The organism is Salinivibrio sp. ML323, assembly GCF_001995745.1.
GTDB classification, from domain to species: Bacteria; Pseudomonadota; Gammaproteobacteria; order Enterobacterales; family Vibrionaceae; genus Salinivibrio; species Salinivibrio kushneri.
On sequence record NZ_MUES01000023.1, the window covers coordinates 26,936 to 43,755 of the forward strand.

Here is a 16,820-nt window from a genome sequence, read left to right on the forward strand (position 1 = left end):
CCGTTATCGATTGAGCGCTTACGGGTACAGCGTAAGCGGTGGCGCTTGTAGGGTGGCAAGTTGTTCTTTAAACGCCAGTACCTGACCTTCCCAGTATTTTGCATCAGCAAACCAAGGAAATGCACGAGGAAAAGCAGGGTCTTGCCAGCGTTTTGCTAGCCACGCCATATAGTGCACCATTCTCAGACCACGCAATGGCTCGATCAGTTGCAACTGATCGGCGGGGAATTCACGAAATTCGCGATAACCCTCCGCCAAGGTATCGAGTTGGGCAAGCTGATCGGCACGACTGCCGTTTAAAAATAGCCACAAGTCTTGAATCGCAGGGCCGTTACGCGTGTCATCAAAATCCACAAACAGCGGACCGTCGCGCCACAGAATGTTGCTGGGATGGCAGTCACCGTGCAAGCGGATCGCCGGCCAGTCTGTATGCCAGCGTGCGGCAATGGCGTCGATCAGGCGGTCAAGATCAGAGAAAAAGGTCGCCTGAATGCCTTCTGGGATCAGATTTGCCTCATTTAATACATGACGAGGCTGATAAAGGTGACTGTCGAGATCGAACTTTGCCCGTTCCTGGAAGGGGGTCGCCGCGCCCACTTGGTGTAGGCGGCCAAGGTAACGGCCGACCGCCTCAAGTTGATCCCAATTATCCACTTCAAAACCCCGGCCGCCGACACTGGGAAACAACGCAAAACGAAACCCCTCGGCGGTAAACAGGCTTGTTCCCTCGCGGTAGATAGGCGCCACCACGGGAATATCGGCTTGGGCGAGCTCATGGCAGAACGCGTGCTCTTCAAGAATTTGCGCGTTAGACCAGCGCCCGGGCCGGTAAAACTTCACCACATAGCGCTGGCCATCATCAGCGACAAATTGGGCAACACGGTTTTCATAGCTGTTCAGCGCAAGCAAGCCTGATTGGGGATAGATCCCCTCTGACTCAATCGCATTTAACTGAACATCTGGCGTTAGTGTATGAAAATCAAAGCCATGGTCAGTCATGAGTATTCCGTCTGTGTGGCAAAACGCCATAGTAACAAATAAAAAGGGCGCTGCCTGCGCCCTTTTCGTCTGCATACGGTGTGGCGATTAAAGGTCAGTGATAAACCGACTCTCCGCCGTGACCACTTTTTGCTCCTCACCCGATTCGCGTTCCATCACAAAAGTGATGTCAGCGATACGCTGTTCCATCTCGTAGGTATCAACCGCGAGGCTGATGGGTAATGAGAACACTTCTCCGGCTTGGACATTGACCGTCTGCGGGCCATGCCATTCCACATCGTTTAGCCCATTCACTGACAGCTGATAGATCTCATCCGATTGGGTTTTATTGAGGATTTTTAAGGTATAGGTGTTTTCGACTAATCCTTGGTTGTTGATGCGATAAAGCTGGTTACGGTCACGAATCACATCCAGCTCCATGGGCATCACTGACATCGCCAAATAGATAAACATGGCAGTCACGATAGTCATGACAACCCCGTAGCCAAGGAGCTTAGGTCGCATCACGGCCGTTTTCTTGCCTTCTAGTTTGTGCTCGGTGGTGTAGCTAATCAGTCCACGCTCATAGCCCATGCGATCCATGGTTTCATCGCAGGCATCGATACAGGCACCACAGTTGATACATTCGTATTGCAAGCCATCACGAATATCGATGCCTGTTGGGCAGACTTGCACACATAAATTACAGTCAATGCAGTCACCGAGCCCCAACTCTTTCGGATCTTTTTTACGAGGACGTGGGCCGCGTTTTTCACCGCGCTTGGCATCATACCCGACAATGAAGGTGTCTTTGTCGAACATGGCTGACTGGAAGCGCGCGTAAGGGCACATGTGGATACACATAATCGAGCGCATCCAGCCGGCGTTACCATAGGTACAAGCGGCAAAGAAGATCACCCAAAAACCGACCCAGAAGCTGGTATCAAAGGTGACTAAATCGATGGCTAACTCGCGCATCGGCACAAAGTAGCCGACGAAGGTCATCCCAGTCACCAAGGAGATCGCCCACCACGCTGCATGCTTAGCGGTTTTGCGCGCGGCTAGCTCAGGCGTCAGTTTTAACGAGTCTTGCTTGCGGCGTTTATTAGCCGCGCCTTCGAGTTTTTCCTCAAACCAAATAAACAAAAAGGTCCATACCGTTTGCGGGCATAAGTACCCACACCACACGCGGCCAAGAAAGGTGGTGATGAAGAAAAGGCCAAATGCCGCGAGCATCAACAAGGCAGCCAGCAAGGTAAGGTCTTGTGGCCAGAGTGTGGTGCCAAAAAAGGTAAACTTCTGATTACCGATATCGAGTAAGATGGCTTGGCGTCCTTGGTATGGGAGCCATGGAATGGCGAGGAACACCAGCATGAAAAACCAGCCCATATAGCGTCGCATACGCTGGTAATAGCCTTTAACCGCACGCACATAAATACGATTGCTCGGATTGAATCGGTCGTCAGCCCCTTTGTGAGTTTTGGGGTTGTACTCTTTTGCAGTCACGTCTTTGACGTTGATTTTTTTATCGCTCATGACATTGGCTTTCCTTGGGGTACGGGTCCATGGTGCATTGCCAGGCCCTGATTATCATTGTTGCCTGTAATTGTAGCGCAGCGAATTCCTTGAATACGCTACCAGAGTCATAGTTTGCAACATAGCCACAAACTCAATGAAATCTAGCTATAACAGACGATTAGCCAGACTGCTTTCACGATGATTGCTGAGGCGGGATCCCGCGCGCGCGCAAAATCGCGGCTTTAAAATCGTCTTCACAATCTTTGGCTAGCCCAGGAATGGGGGCATCAGTGTCTTCTAGTCGCATCTTAAGCTGATAGATCAAGGTATCGTCTGATAGCGTGGTGATATCCTGACCATGACCCGCTTCATCAGCGATCTGGATGAGCACTTGCATCAGAGAACAGTCAGGGGTTTTTTGCCAAGATTGATTGAGTAGGTCGAGCAGCTCATTGATACGGTGGCATTGCATAGGGCATCCTTAGTGTGGCACGTAAAAAATGCCATTTTGCCCGACCACACTGAAGTGAAACTTAGCCAGGATCAATTTCCGCTCAGGTGGTGATTAATTAATCGGCATCACGCGATTACGGCCTAGGTTTTTAGCTTGATACAAGTGCTGATCGGCACGGTAAATCAGATCGGCACTCGACTCCGTTTTCTCTTCATCATATTCTGCGACGCCAATAGAGACGGTAATATGATCCAAGGTTCGGCCGCGACGTCGGTCTTTGATCACCATGCGATCAATCGCGGCGCGCAATGTTTCGGCGGTGCGTTTGGCGGTACTCAACTTTTTTTGTGGTACCAATAACGCAAACTCCTCGCCCCCATAGCGAAAGGCTTGTACGCCATCCCGACAGTAATCGAGGATCCGCTTAGCGACCTGCTTTAATGCGATATCACCGAGCACATGACCATAAGTATCATTGAGCTTTTTGAAGTGGTCGAGATCAATGAGTATCAAGCAAAACGGCCAGGTTTGTGGGCTATCAATGTAGGCGGTGAGCTCGCGCTCAAAGGCTGCACGGTTAAGCAAACCGGTTAAGCCATCATGAGTGGCTTGTTCTGTCATCTCTGCCAAGTTTTGCTTCAATTGCGCAATCTCTTGCTGCGCGTCATTAAGCTGGTGCTTAAAGTAGCGGGTCGACTGGGTCAGTGCTTGCGAGTCTTTGACCACGTTGCGTACCACAGCAATGGTCTCATCAATGGATAGCCCTTCGTTTTCGACCCGTGACAGCTGTTCAAAGGTGTTATCGAGCACCGAATGAAAAGCGTCAGTATCTTGGATCGTATCTGACATCGAGTGAGTCATTTCGGTCATCATCGATTCTAAGCTTTGCTTTAATGCATTGATGTCTCGACTATGTTTATCGGCCATGTGTTTTTGGTAGAGCATATCGCTTTGCAGCGGGCTGCAGGTACCGTGCTCATCCACCGTGGCATCGACATCCGCGTTAAGTTTGGCGTCGGTATTGGCGACATAGGTGTACCACAAGGCATAGTTGGTGGGCGTGGTCGGCACCTTATATTTCATCATCAAAGGCACCGCTTTTTTGAGGAAGCTGGTAGATTGCTGAAATTGATCGTCCGACATGGCGTTCCTTTCTGCGTTGTCGATACCAAGAGAGCTTTTATTAGTGTATACCCAAAGTGATTGGAACGGCAGTAGACAGCGAAAAACCGTGAGCCTGCAGGCAACAACGCCTGCAGGATAGGATTAAAGGAAGAAAGGACTGGGCTGGAAAAGGCGCTCAACGTCAGGAATGTATTTTTTGTTCACCAAGAACAACACCACATGGTCGTCTTGCTGGATCACGGTTTTGTCGTGCGCAATTAACACTTCATCGCCGCGTACCACGGCACCGATCGTGGTACCTGGTGGCAGTTTGATCTCGCCGATGGCGCGCCCGACCACTTTCGAGGTAGATGCATCCCCATGGGCGATTGCCTCGATTGCCTCGGCGGCACCGCGTCGTAGTGACGAGACATTAACAATGTCTGCGCGGCGAACATGGGTGAGCAGCGCAGATATCGTCGCCTGTTGAGGGGAGATGGCAATATCAATTACCCCGCCTTGCACCAAATCCACATAAGCGCCGCGCTGGATAAGCACCATGACTTTTTTGGCGCCAAGGCGTTTCGCCAACATCGCCGACATAATGTTGGCTTCATCTTCGTTGGTGACCGCGATAAATACATCAATCTGATCAATGTGCTCTTCACTGAGCAGCTCTTGGTCGGAGGCGTCACCACAAAAGACCGYGGTTTCTTCCAGTAACTCAGAAAGGTGCTCGGCGCGGGTCGGGTTACGTTCAATCAACTTCACACTGTATTGACGCTCCAACGCCATCGCGAGGCCTGCCCCGATATTACCACCACCAACAATCATGATGCGTTTGTAGGGCTTTTCAAGGCGCTGCAACTCACTCATCACCGAACGAATATGGTTACTCGCGGCGACGAAAAATACTTCGTCATCGGCTTCAATGATGGTGGTACCTTGCGGGCGAATCGGGCGATCACGACGGAAAATAGCGGCGACACGCGTATCCACATGCGGCATATGTTCACGCAGCGCCGACAAGGCCTTTCCGACTAAAGGACCACCGTAATACGCTTTAACCGCAACCAGACCGACCTTTTTGTCAGCAAAACTGACCACCTGTAAGGCACCTGGATATTCAATCAGACGACGAATATAACGGGTCACCAATTCTTCTGGAGCGATAAGGTGGTCAACCGGACACGCATCACTGTTAAACAGTTGCTCTTYCACCGCTAAGTATTCAGGGCTGCGGATCCGGGCAACACGGTTGGGGGTATTAAATCGGGTATACGCGACCTGGCAGGCGATCATATTGGTCTCGTCTGAGTTGGTCACCGCGACCAGCATATCCGCATCTTGAGCCCCCGCCTCTTGCAGCGTGGTCGGATGGCTGGCAAACCCTTGCACCACGCGTAAGTCATATTTGTCTTGTAGCTCACGCAGTCGTTCCGGGGCGCGGTCAACAATAGTGATATCGTTGTTTTCCCCCACTAGGTTTTCTGCCAAGGTGCCGCCGACTTGGCCTGCACCCAAGATGATGATTTTCATGCTACTGTCACTCCCTGCCTAGTCGCATAAAGGCTTTTCTAGGCATGCGTAATAGAAACCGTCCATGTCGTCTTCGCCTGGCAAAATCTGGCGACCAGGCTGCGTTTGCGTGCCGGTGCGCAGTATCGCGGAAGGCTCACGGGCTAAAAAGGCACGGATTTGCTCGCGGTTTTCATCCGGTAACACTGAGCAAGTGGCGTAAACCAGCGTACCGCCTGGTGCCAATTGCTGCCACATTGCGTCTAAAATCTCTGCCTGTAACGTGACCAAGGCGTGAATATCACTGTCACGACGCAGCCACTTTATGTCGGGATGACGTCGGATCACGCCGGTGGCAGAGCAAGGGGCATCCAGCAAAATACGATCAAATGTCGGCCCTTGATGCCAAGCGCTCGGCTTGCGGGCATCCGCGTGTTTCACCTCAGCATTAAGGCCCAACCGTGAAAGGTTGTCTTTGATCCGCGACAAGCGGTTTTCATCGGCATCAATGGCCGTCACTATGGCATCAGGCTGGTGCTCGAGGATATGGCAGGTTTTCCCTCCTGGCGCGGCACAGCAGTCGAGAATGTGTTCTGCAGACGCGGGTTGGAGGTAATCGACAGCCAGCTGCGCGGCGGCATCTTGTACCGACACCCAGCCTTGGTCAAAGCCGGGTAAGCGAGACACATCACACGGCGCGTCGAGTTTCAGCGCATCCATCGCATCTGGGTGAGTACTGGCACCAATACCGGCTTGTTGCAGCTCGGCGTGGTAGCTTTCTCGTGAATGGTACTGGCGATTGACACGTAGCCACATCGGCGCCTTTTGATGATTTGCCGCCACAATGTCTTGCCAATTGGAGGGGTAGGCGGCCTGAAGGCGTTTGAGTAACCAGCTGGGGTGACAATAAAGCCCGGCCTCGTGTGCTTGACTCGCTTGGTCTAGCGCATCTTTATCGCGTTGATAATTGCGCAAAATGGCGTTAATCAATCCACGTAATTGTGGGCGCTTCAATGGCTTGGTGGCGTTGACAGTTTCAGCCACCGCTGCATGGGCAGGGATCCGCATGTAGCTAATCTGATACAGCCCGACCAGCAGCAAGTGATGGAAAACACGCTGCTTGCCTTTCAGTGGCTTGTCCATCAGAGTTTGGACAATGTGCTCTAAGCGCGGCAGCCAGCGTAACGTGCCGTAACACATCTCTTGCAACAAGGCGGCATCGCGCGGGGCGATCTGCTTTTGAGCGAGAGGAAGCTGCTGTGACAGTGATTGGCCCTGATCGACCACGTGATACAGAACGCGGGCAGCCGCGGCTCTTACATTCATATGTTTACCTATGCAAAGGTCAAATTGGCATCAAACGATGATGTTAGCCAGATAAAAAAAGGCCAGCGTACTGGCCTTATCGTCATGCAGGGCACGATTAACCTACAGTTGGGTACCCGTTTCAAACCATTCACGGCGAGCATTCAGCAGCTCATGTGCTTGCATGGCTTTTTTGCCTGGTGGCTGAAGTTGGGTCAGCTGGATCACGCCTTTTCCGGTCGCGACCTGAATGCCGTGTTTGTCAGTGTTGATCACTGTGCCTGGTGCCGCGTCCACGTCGATATCGAGTGCGTTAGCGTCCCATACCTTGATGTTTTGCTCTCCTAAGGTGAAGTAGCTGATCGGACGTGGGTTAAATGCGCGCACACAACGTTCGATAAAGGCGGCATCTCGCTGCCAATCGATTTGCGCTTCTTGCTTACTCAGCTTTTCAGCGTAGTTGGCTTTGGCATCGTTTTGTGGCTCGGCAAGAATAATGCCGTTAGCCATGTCATTAAGGCAGTCGATCAATGCCTGCGGCCCCAGCTCTGCAAGTCGCTGATACAGGCTGCCACTGGTCTCTTTCTCATCAATGGGTAAGGTGGCAATTTTGAGCATGTCGCCGGTATCGAGCCCCTCATCCATCTGCATGATGGTGACGCCGGTCTCATTGTCGCCGGCCCATACGGCTCGCTCGATAGGGGCCGCGCCACGCCAGCGAGGCAGGATGGAGCCATGGACATTCACACAGCCTAATCGAGGTGTATCCAAGACCGCTTTGGGGAGAATAAGCCCGTAAGCGACCACCACCATCACATCAGCATTCAAGGCAGCCAGCTCGGCTTGCGCTTGTTCATCACGCAAGGTGCGGGGTTGGTAGACGGGTAAGTCATGCTCAAGGGCGAGCTGTTTCACCGGGCTGGCGGTAAGCTTTTTTCCTCGGCCAGCGGGTTTATCTTCACGGCTATAAGCCGCAATCACCTCATGCTCACTGTCGAGCAGGGCTTGCAAATGGCGCGCGGCAAAATCCGGCGTGCCCGCAAATACTATACGCAGCGGTGTGCTCAAAGTGACCTCAACTTGCTTTTTGGTTAGCGCGTTTGATTTTTTCCATCTTCTGCTTGATGCGTTGTCGCTTCAGTGGCGAAAGATAATCAACAAAAAGCTTACCTTCTAGATGGTCAAGCTCATGCTGAACGCAAATCGCTAGCAAGTCGTCGGCATCAAACTGGATAGGGTTACCGTCGCGATCCAGCGCTTTTACTGTCACTTCGGCCGCACGAGGGACCAATGCACGTGCGCTGGGCACAGATAAGCACCCTTCTTCAATACCTTCTTCACCACGCTTTTCGATGATTTCGGGGTTGATAAGCACCATGGGTTGATCACGGGTGTCAGACACATCAATCACCACCATGCGTTGGTGAAAATCTACTTGCGTGGCCGCGAGACCAATACCGTCTTGGGCGTACATGGTTTCAACCATGTCATCCGCCATTTTTTGGATCTCAGGCGTGACAGCATCCACTGGCTTGGCCACGGTGCGAAGGCGCTCATCTGGGAATGTTAATACGTTCAGTAAAGCCATAACGTCTCATAAAAATTGAACTGTGCCGAAAGCGGCACGGGGTAATTGGGTTAATTCTAGACATTTTACCAGCCAATTGACAGCATCAGCATCATTCGTCGGGTGAGGAAGACATTGATGACAAGAAAGCTATTCAATCTGGCCGCTGCTGGGTTATTGGTTGTCGCGCTACCAATACTGGCAGCCGGTCCTGCCGAGAGTCAGCGTTATGTGGTTGAGCGGGGAGATACCTTGTGGGACATCGCCGCCACCTTTTTTGATAACCCTTGGCAGTGGCCCAAGGTATGGTACGCGAATCCGGGTATAAAGGATCCCTATCTTATTTACCCCGGTGATGTGCTGACGCTCACATGGCAAGCAGGAAAACCTACCGTCAGCTATCAGCCCAAAGAGGCGATCGCGCCGCACGGAAAGGTGTCCGATACACCGGCACTCACCAGCGTTGATTCGAGATTGCTTCCTTATTTACGACAGGACATGTTGGTCGAAAAAGCGCGCTTGGTCGCCTTGCCTCGCGTACTTGGCTCTACCGATGGACGTCAATATCTTTCCCTACACGATACCCTATATGTGGATGCCGCGCTGAATGCTAATGACTGGCAGGTTTTTCGGGTTGAGAAAACTTTCTCGCGCGCCGAAAAGTCAGGCGCTGGCGCCGAATCTACCGCTATGGTGAGCTTAAAACATGTGGCTGATGGGCGTATCCGTGCGCAAAGCCAAGGGCGCAGTGTGCTGACACTCACACGCGTGGTGCAGGAAGTGCGCCCCAATGATGTCTTGTTACCTTTGCCTGAGAACACGTCTCCTCGGTTTTGGCCCCAAGCGGCGCAAATCGACGCCACGTTATTAGGGCACCTCTATGGCAGTGAGTATGTGGCGAATGGCCAGCTTGTGGTGCTCGATAAAGGCGCCAAAGATGGCGTAACCGCCGGGCAAATGTTTACTGTCACTGAAGCTGGCGCCAAGGTATTAAATGGCCCCGGTGAGTATCGCTATCAAAACGCGAACGAAAGCACGACACAGGCCATCACACCCATGCCTGATGTGACAGTGGGACAAACCATGGTGGTTCGGGCCTACCCCTGGGTTAGTTTGGCGGTGATCACCCAAGCGCGTCAGCCTATCAAAGCCGGCATGCATGCGGTGCCGCCCTCTCCTCAACCGGCCTATGGACGATAAATCGCTGCGAGGATGGTTGACGCTGACCCAAGTGCCGCGGTTGCGCGTCTCGCAACGGCGCGCGCTGTTGGCCAAAGTGCCCATCGATGCGTTATGTGACCAAACGCATTATGAGCTTGCCGCGGTTGGCTTAACCGCTGAGCAATGTCAGGCGATCACCTACCCCAACCATGCCATGATTGAACGCAGTCTTGAGTGGGCGAGGCAAGAGAGTTGCCACCTTATTGGCTTTGATCATCCTGCCTACCCGGCACTACTCAGAGAAATCGCAYGGCCACCTTTGGTCTTGTATGTGCAAGGAGATCTCACTTGCTTGGCGATGCCCCAATTGGCGATGGTGGGCAGCCGTCACGCGACCCCACAAGGTTTAGAGACAGCGTATCAATTTGCTAAACAACTGGTTGAGCATGGTGTTGCGATTACCAGTGGGCTTGCGCTCGGCATTGATGGCCGGGCACACAAAGGCGCACTCGAAGGCGGCGGTAAGACTTTGGCGGTGTTGGGAAGCGGACTTGCCAATGTGTATCCCGCGCGACATCGCGCATTGGCCAAGCGAATTGAAGCGCAAGGGGCACTGGTTTCCGAGTTTTGGCCTGACGCGCCGCCAAGGGCCGAACACTTTCCGCGCCGCAATCGACTGATCAGTGGGTTGTCGGCGGGTGTATTGGTGGTAGAGGCCGCACCGCAAAGTGGGTCACTGATCACGGCGCGTTATGCGCTAGAGCAAAACCGGAGTGTATTTGCGATTCCCGGTCCCATTGACCAAGTCCAATCGCGCGGTTGCCACCAATTGATAAAACAAGGTGCGGTGTTAGTTGACTGTGTTGATGATATTATAAGTGATGTGGATAGCTTGGTGCAGTTTGCTGTGAGTCAGCAACATGAATTATTTAGTGATGCACCCAAGTTAGATACGCACGAAGGATTGCCATTTTCTGCGCTGTTGGCTAACGTAGGGACTAACGCGACGTGTGTCGACGTACTGGCTGAGCGCTGCAACCAACCGGTTCACGAAATCATGATGCAGTTGTTAGACTTAGAACTCCAGGGGCTTGTAGCAGCAGTACCCGGTGGCTATGTCAGAACGAGGAGGGGCTAGCCATGATGGACATTCTTATGTACCTGTTCGAAACCTACATCCATAGCGATGTGGAAGTGATGATCGATCAGGACGAGTTAGCAGATGAATTGTCCCGCGCGGGTTTTCATCAAGACGATATATATAAAGCCCTGAACTGGCTTGAAAAGCTGGCACAGTTGCAATATGCGGATAAACAGCCCTACCTATCAGGCAGTGCCCAAAGCTCGATTCGAATCTATACCGAGCAAGAAACACGCTTTATCGACCAAGAAAGCCGAGGCTTCCTCTTATTCTTAGAGCAGGCTGGTGTGCTGTCACCGGAAACGCGTGAAATGGTGATCGATCGGGTGATGGAACTCGAGACCCAAGAATTTGGTCTTGATGACCTAAAATGGGTGATTTTGATGGTGCTGTTTAACGTGCCCGGTAACGAGCGTGCGTATACACAGATGGAAGACATGCTGTACGACGCACAAGAGGGATACGTGCACTAACGCTTCTCAACAACAGTGAAAGGTGTGAATGAGTAAAGAAAACACCCCGAACACCCACGAGCGCTGCCCGGAATGTGGCAGCGCTCTTGCGTTTAAATCGGGCAAACGAGGCCCGTTTTTGGCCTGTACGGCCTACCCAGACTGCCGCTATACCAAGGCGTTACATCATGGCGATGGCCATGTAGTAAAAGCGCTTGGCGTGGCTTGCCCGGCGTGTCATCAGGGGGAGTTGGTGTTACGCCAAGGTCGATTCGGTATGTTTATTGGCTGCGATCAATTCCCGCAATGCACCCACATTGAAAAACCGGACGAGCCGGATCACACTGCATTGAATTGCCCCGCGTGTACCAAAGGCGAGCTAGTGGAGCGCACCTCGCGCTACGGAAAACGCTTTTTTGCCTGTGATCAGTACCCCAAGTGCCATTTTGCCGTTAACGCACAACCGATAGCCGGCACCTGCGAGCAATGTGGCTTTACGCTGCTAGTGGAGCGTAAGAAAGGCGGGAAGACTGTACGTCAATGTGCCGATAAGCCCTGCAGCGCGATTCAAGATGAATCGGCTGCAGAGTCGGAGAGTGAGGATTAATCGGCTTGTGCGGCCAGTGCTAACGCGGCGGACTGTAAACCGTGAAAGGTGTCGTCGGGCAGGTAGCTGGCGAGGCTCGCTAACTTGGTGGCAAGCTCGGCGTTCGATGTGGCCGTGACATTAATATGACCCACTTTGCGCCCCGGACGAGGCGTTTTGTTATACCAATGCACATGGGCATCACGATAGGTCGCAAGCGGAACACTGCCTTGGCCTAAGACATTAATCATCGCCGTTGGCTGGATTAACTCGGTCGGGCCGAGGGGTAAACCGCTGACGGCGCGCAGGTGGTTTTCAAACTGGCAACATGCGCTGCCTTGCTGTGTCCAGTGACCGGAGTTGTGCACCCGAGGTGCGATTTCGTTCACCAGCAAGCTGCCGTCCACATCAAAGAATTCCACTGCGAGCACGCCCACATAGTTCAGCGCGCTGGCAATCTTTTCCAACATATCCGCTGCTTGTGTTTGCAAGGCATCCTCATCCGGGCGCACCACAGACAAGGTGAGTATCCCATCATGATGGTGGTTTTGGGTCAGGCTATAGCTGGCAAATTCACCATTCGCGCCACGCACACCAATCAGTGACACTTCTCGGTCAAAGGGGATCATAGCTTCGGCAATGATGGCTTGCCCATCGCGCTGTTCGGGCGCGGTGAGAAAGGCGTCGAGCTCGGCCCATAATGCGTGAAGATCATCGCCGTCACGATAGCGCCACTGTCCTTTGCCGTCATAACCATCCAAGGTACTTTTGAGGACCAAGGGCGCGCCCAGTGCGTCGACTGCCTTTTCTAAATCCGCCTGTGTATACACCACACGGTACGGCGCATTGGCGACGCCTGCTTGCATCAGTAGGGCTTTCTCAATTTGGCGATCGCCACCGGTTAGGATTGCCTGGGCGCTGGGGCGTAATTTCCCGCTTTGCTCACAGTGATGCAAGATATCGGCGGGGATATGCTCAAATTCCGCGGTGATAATATCCGCGCCGGCGATGGCCGTATTGAGGCCGTGCCCCAGTGGTTGCAGCGTCAGTGGGTGAATAATGTCGCCACTACGCACATCATAGGCGCTGACGATAAGATTGAGCGGCGCGCCGGCCAAGGCCATCATCCGGGCCAGTTGTCCCGCGCCTAACACCAGAATATTCATGGTTTTACCCTTGTGGGTTGGGTTGAGCGAGAACAGCCTCAGTTTGCACTTGGCGAAACGCATCCACTTTTGTCATCAAATCAGGGTCGGCCGTGGCGAGAATTTGTGCTGCAAGGAGGCCTGCATTCGCGGCGCCTGCGTCACCAATGGCGAGCGTACCCACTGCCACGCCTTCAGGCATTTGAGCAATAGAAAGCAATGAGTCCATGCCCTTTAACGCTTTTGACTGGACCGGTACGCCGAGTACCGGCAGGCTGGTGTGTGCGGCGGTCATCCCAGGTAGATGGGCGGCACCCCCGGCACCGGCAATAATCACTTTAATCCCGCGCTCGGCCGCTTGTTGGGCGTAGTCGGCCAGTAACTGTGGTGTGCGATGGGCGGAGACAATACGGGTTTCGTAAGGGATGGCAAAGTGATCCAACATAGCCGCTGCATGTGTCATGGTAGGCCAATCGGATTGCGAGCCCATGATGATACCGACAGTCATAATACGTCCTTCTTGATGACAAGCGTGAATAGGTTAAGCTGAGCGTGGCGCGAATTATACCCAGATTTCATCGCAAGGAAAACGTTTGCGTCAGCGGTGAGGGATGAAATTCCGTCAAGATCCCAGTGCGTGGATCAGGTAAAGTAAGCACATAGTCTCAGTAACAAAGGATGTGAGCGTGGCACACGGTCAGTCGACAATTGATAAGCAAGCCGTGAAGGCTTTTTTCCTCCAGCTTCAAGATGATATTTGCCAACAGCTTGCGCAACAAGATGGTCAAGCGCACTTTATTGAAGATGCGTGGGAGCGTGAGAAAGGGGGTGGTGGCCGCAGTCGCGTCCTGCGTCAGGGCCACGTGTTTGAACAAGCGGGAGTGAACTTCTCGCATGTATTTGGCGATCAAATGCCTGCTTCGGCGACCGCGCACCGCCCAGAGCTCGCCGGGCGCTGTTTTGAGGCCATGGGGGTGTCGTTAGTGATCCATCCTCATAACCCATACGTGCCAACCTCACACGCGAACGTGCGGTTTTTCATTGCCGAAAAAGAAGGCGCTGATCCTGTGTGGTGGTTTGGCGGCGGCTTTGATCTCACGCCTTTCTATCCGTTCGAGGAAGACTGCCAGCACTGGCATGAGACCGCCAAAGCCTTGTGCGCGCCCTTTGGTGATAGCGTGTACGCTGATCACAAAGCATGGTGCGATCGCTATTTTTATCTGCCCCATCGCGATGAAACCCGTGGCGTCGGCGGGCTTTTCTTTGATGATTTGAACCAATGGCCATTCGAACAGTGCTTTGCCTACACCCAAGCGGTTGGAAAAGGCTTTGTCGATGCCTACCTGCCGATTGTACAGCGCCGCAAGGCAACGCCCTATGGTGATCGTGAACGCGATTTCCAGCTTTATCGCCGCGGACGCTATGTCGAGTTTAACTTGGTGTATGACAGAGGCACGCTATTTGGCTTGCAAAGCGGTGGGCGTACCGAATCTATTCTGATGTCGATGCCGCCGATGGCGCGCTGGGAATATAATTGGTCACCCGATGAAGACGCGCCGGAAGCGAGACTCTATCGCGACTACCTTAAACCGAGGGAGTGGTAACCAATGACCGATCGTTATTGCGTGGTCGGCCACCCGATTGGCCACAGTAAGTCGCCGCAGATCCACGCCGCGTTTGCGACACAAACCCAACAAGACATCGACTATCAAGCCATTGAGGCGCCGCTTGAAGGCTTTGTGACCACCATGCAGGCGTTTTTTGCCCAAGGAGGGCGCGGCGTCAATGTGACCGTGCCTTTTAAACAGCAAGCGCATGATTGGGCTGATACACTGACAGAGCGTGCCCGCCGCGCCGGTGCCGTGAATACGCTGGTTAAGCAAAGCGATGGCTCTCTACTCGGTGATAACACCGATGGCGCCGGTTTGGTGACGGACTTACACCACCACCATGTGGCACTGCGCGATAAGCGCATTATAGTCGTGGGAGCGGGCGGTGCCGCACGGGGTGTGTTGCTTCCTTTACTGGAGCAAGCGCCAGCATCGCTGATGATTGTCAATCGCACCGAGCAAAAAGCCCAGCAATTAGCTGCTGCATTTGGTGAGGCCGGACCGATCGCCAGTCATGCCGTGGATAAACCTGTGGCGGCGCCTGTTGATGTGATCATTAATGCGACCTCGGCGAGCTTACATCAAAGCCATCCTCCTGTTCCTCACGGCGCGATTGGCCCAGCGACCACTGTCTATGACATGGTGTATCAAGCTGGCAGCACAACCAGCAACCAATGGGCGCAACGCCAAGGAGCAGGGCGGTGTTTAGACGGCTTGGGTATGCTGGTGGAACAAGCGGCGGAAAGCTTTGCTATATGGCGCGGCTGTCGGCCACAAACCGAACGTGTGCGCGAGCAGTTAAGAGAGGCACTCAATCGATGAATCAGTCCCTTATTCTGGCTGCGGACGAAGCGCAGGTCGATACGGCAAAGGCGCGTATTTGTTTTTACGGCCAACTTAATGGTGCATTGTTACCATGCGCTGTCCGCTTTACTACCTTATCTGAGCTCGCCGGCTGTGCGGTAGACTCGGATAATGCGCAGACGATCGTTGAACAGGTTTGGTTTGATATTGAAGAGCAAATGGAAGCGGCCATCGAATCAGAAGCGTTTGAAGCCGATGGCAGCTTGCTGATCTAGCACTCGCAGCGGTAGATGTCTTTGGTGTCGACATAGTTTTGCGCTGAGCGTGCAAAATAAGCACGCTCTTTGTCGGTAAGGGGGCGAACTTGTTTGACCGGTGAGCCAACATACAGATAGCCACTCTCTAAGCGTTTTCCGGGCGGGACTAAACTGCCAGCGCCAATCAGCACTTCATCTTCTATCACAGCGTCATCGAGAATAATCGTCCCCATTCCCACTAGGACTCGGTTGCCAATCCGACAGCCGTGTAACATGACTTTGTGGCCGATTGTCACTTCTTCGCCAATGATCAGCGGGTAACCTTGTGGGTTTTCGGCATTTTTGTGAGTAACATGAAGGACTGAGCCATCTTGCACATTGGTCCGAGCGCCAATCTGGATATGGTTCACGTCACCACGCGCTGCAACCAGCGGCCAAATACTCACATCATCGCCTAGCGTAATATCGCCAGCCAATACACTGGATTCATCAATATAGACGCGCTCGCCAAGCTGAGGCGTCATGCCTTTATAGGCGCGCAGCTGTTTTACCATCACAGATCCCTCTTTTCTCTCTTAACAGTGCTAAATAGCGGCGAGTTTGATACCAGTTTTACACCCTAGCGAGCAAAAAAACAGCGAGTGACAGTTTTTTTCTAAAAAACACCTAAAAAGGACTTGCCAACCTGATCAGCTTCTCTATAATGCGCCTCCATCGACACGGCACGCAGGGCAAGCGTTCAGCGACCATGTCGAGGCAAAAAATCAAATAAAAATAAACGCTTGACGTGAGTTTTTAAAAGATTAAGATAGTCGACCTACTTAACGCCAAGCGTTAGGGGAGTCAAAAAGAGGTTTTATTTCACCCGGCGGGTTGAAAATAAAAGATAAAACTTCTTCTTGACTTTAACGGCAAGGCGCGTAAGATACGCAGCCCTGACCGAGCGAAGCGCCGCTTCGCACAGTCAACGCTCTTTAACAATTTGACCTATGCAATCTGTGTGGGCACTCGTTAAGAATAGACAAAAAGATTTATTCGATGAACTGAGTGACCAAACGACAACTTTTATAGTTGTTCGGCACAGTCAATTCGTTTGTCTCTTCGGAGATAAACAGTAATCAGTATTCATTGAGCAGTTTCTACGGAAACACCAAACTTAAATTGAAGAGTTTGATCATGGCTCAGATTGAACGCTGGCGGCAGGCCTAACACATGCAAGT

Annotated in this window: 18 protein-coding genes and 1 rRNA gene; 8 read left to right on the plus strand and 11 right to left on the minus strand. The window is 52.7% G+C overall.

Annotated features, from left to right (window positions below; translation table 11 throughout):
- Nucleotides 1–18 precede the first annotated feature (18 nt).
- The 8 genes from BZG13_RS11945 to def all read right to left on the minus strand — a co-directional run bounded on the left by BZG13_RS11945 (nt 19) and on the right by def (nt 8,465).
- Complete coding sequence (locus tag BZG13_RS11945) at nt 19–999, minus strand: serine/threonine protein kinase (protein WP_077486779.1); 981 nt, start codon at nt 997–999, stop codon at nt 19–21.
- Nucleotides 1,000–1,086: 87 nt separating this feature from the next.
- The gene (ccoG, locus tag BZG13_RS11950) at nt 1,087–2,514 is read right to left on the minus strand and encodes a cytochrome c oxidase accessory protein CcoG (RefSeq protein WP_069362346.1); all 1,428 of its coding nucleotides are present in this window, start codon (nt 2,512–2,514) and stop codon (nt 1,087–1,089) included.
- 175 nt (nt 2,515–2,689) lie between these two features.
- Nucleotides 2,690–2,968, minus strand: a complete 279-nt coding sequence (locus BZG13_RS11955; RefSeq protein WP_077458608.1) for a YihD family protein — start codon at nt 2,966–2,968, stop codon at nt 2,690–2,692.
- Between the two features lie 93 nt (nt 2,969–3,061).
- On the minus strand, nt 3,062–4,093 hold the full coding sequence (locus BZG13_RS11960; protein ID WP_069362348.1) for a GGDEF domain-containing protein: 1,032 nt from the start codon (nt 4,091–4,093) through the stop codon (nt 3,062–3,064).
- Nucleotides 4,094–4,216: 123 nt separating this feature from the next.
- Nucleotides 4,217–5,593 (minus strand): Trk system potassium transporter TrkA, encoded by a 1,377-nt coding sequence (trkA, locus tag BZG13_RS11965; RefSeq protein WP_077486780.1) that lies wholly within the window; start codon nt 5,591–5,593, stop codon nt 4,217–4,219.
- An 18-nt stretch (nt 5,594–5,611) separates the two neighbouring features.
- A complete protein-coding gene (gene rsmB, locus BZG13_RS11970; RefSeq protein ID WP_077486781.1) occupies nt 5,612–6,898 on the minus strand; it encodes a 16S rRNA (cytosine(967)-C(5))-methyltransferase RsmB in 1,287 nt (428 codons plus the stop codon).
- A 102-nt stretch (nt 6,899–7,000) separates the two neighbouring features.
- A complete protein-coding gene (fmt, locus tag BZG13_RS11975) occupies nt 7,001–7,945 on the minus strand; it encodes a methionyl-tRNA formyltransferase (protein ID WP_069362351.1) in 945 nt (314 codons plus the stop codon).
- A gap of 7 nt (nt 7,946–7,952) precedes the next feature.
- A complete protein-coding gene (gene def / locus BZG13_RS11980) occupies nt 7,953–8,465 on the minus strand; it encodes a peptide deformylase (RefSeq protein ID WP_077486782.1) in 513 nt (170 codons plus the stop codon).
- Nucleotides 8,466–8,582: 117 nt separating this feature from the next.
- Here def and BZG13_RS11985 point away from each other — a divergent pair, with 117 nt between their 5' ends.
- Genes BZG13_RS11985 through BZG13_RS12000 form a run of 4 tightly spaced genes read left to right on the plus strand, consistent with a single transcriptional unit; the run spans nt 8,583 to nt 11,805 of the window.
- Nucleotides 8,583–9,644, plus strand: a complete 1,062-nt coding sequence (locus BZG13_RS11985; RefSeq protein WP_077486783.1) for a LysM peptidoglycan-binding domain-containing protein — start codon at nt 8,583–8,585, stop codon at nt 9,642–9,644.
- The gene (gene dprA, locus BZG13_RS11990) at nt 9,634–10,743 is read left to right on the plus strand and encodes a DNA-processing protein DprA (RefSeq protein WP_077486784.1); all 1,110 of its coding nucleotides are present in this window, start codon (nt 9,634–9,636) and stop codon (nt 10,741–10,743) included. The genes BZG13_RS11985 and dprA overlap by 11 nt, the downstream gene beginning before the upstream one ends.
- A gap of 2 nt (nt 10,744–10,745) precedes the next feature.
- Entirely contained in the window at nt 10,746–11,219 is a 474-nt protein-coding gene (locus BZG13_RS11995; RefSeq protein WP_069362355.1) for a DUF494 family protein, read from the plus strand.
- Nucleotides 11,220–11,247: 28 nt separating this feature from the next.
- Entirely contained in the window at nt 11,248–11,805 is a 558-nt protein-coding gene (locus tag BZG13_RS12000) for a DNA topoisomerase family protein (RefSeq protein WP_077486785.1), read from the plus strand.
- On the opposite strand, the gene BZG13_RS12005 is transcribed toward BZG13_RS12000, so the two are convergent.
- Together BZG13_RS12005 and purE are read right to left on the minus strand one after the other, a co-directional pair.
- Nucleotides 11,802–12,950: a 5-(carboxyamino)imidazole ribonucleotide synthase gene (locus BZG13_RS12005; protein ID WP_077486786.1), complete on the minus strand. Its 1,149-nt coding sequence runs from the start codon at nt 12,948–12,950 to the stop codon at nt 11,802–11,804. The genes BZG13_RS12000 and BZG13_RS12005 overlap by 4 nt on opposite strands.
- A gap of 4 nt (nt 12,951–12,954) precedes the next feature.
- A complete protein-coding gene (purE, locus tag BZG13_RS12010; protein ID WP_077486787.1) occupies nt 12,955–13,437 on the minus strand; it encodes a 5-(carboxyamino)imidazole ribonucleotide mutase in 483 nt (160 codons plus the stop codon).
- 178 nt (nt 13,438–13,615) lie between these two features.
- Between purE and hemF the strand changes: the two genes are divergently transcribed.
- From hemF to BZG13_RS12025, 3 genes are read left to right on the plus strand one after another with little or no spacing between them, the layout of a single operon-like run.
- Complete coding sequence (gene hemF, locus BZG13_RS12015; RefSeq protein WP_077486788.1) at nt 13,616–14,533, plus strand: oxygen-dependent coproporphyrinogen oxidase; 918 nt, start codon at nt 13,616–13,618, stop codon at nt 14,531–14,533.
- A gap of 3 nt (nt 14,534–14,536) precedes the next feature.
- A complete protein-coding gene (gene aroE, locus BZG13_RS12020) occupies nt 14,537–15,361 on the plus strand; it encodes a shikimate dehydrogenase (protein WP_077486789.1) in 825 nt (274 codons plus the stop codon).
- Nucleotides 15,358–15,618: a DUF1488 family protein gene (locus BZG13_RS12025; protein WP_158074896.1), complete on the plus strand. Its 261-nt coding sequence runs from the start codon at nt 15,358–15,360 to the stop codon at nt 15,616–15,618. The genes aroE and BZG13_RS12025 overlap by 4 nt, the downstream gene beginning before the upstream one ends.
- Here the strand turns inward: BZG13_RS12025 and BZG13_RS12030 are convergent.
- Entirely contained in the window at nt 15,615–16,154 is a 540-nt protein-coding gene (locus tag BZG13_RS12030; RefSeq protein ID WP_077486791.1) for a gamma carbonic anhydrase family protein, read from the minus strand. The two genes, BZG13_RS12025 and BZG13_RS12030, sit on opposite strands and share 4 nt — an antisense overlap.
- 604 nt (nt 16,155–16,758) lie before the next feature.
- Here BZG13_RS12030 and BZG13_RS12035 point away from each other — a divergent pair.
- Nucleotides 16,759–16,820: ribosomal RNA gene (locus tag BZG13_RS12035) — 16S ribosomal RNA — on the plus strand; the annotation flags it as partial.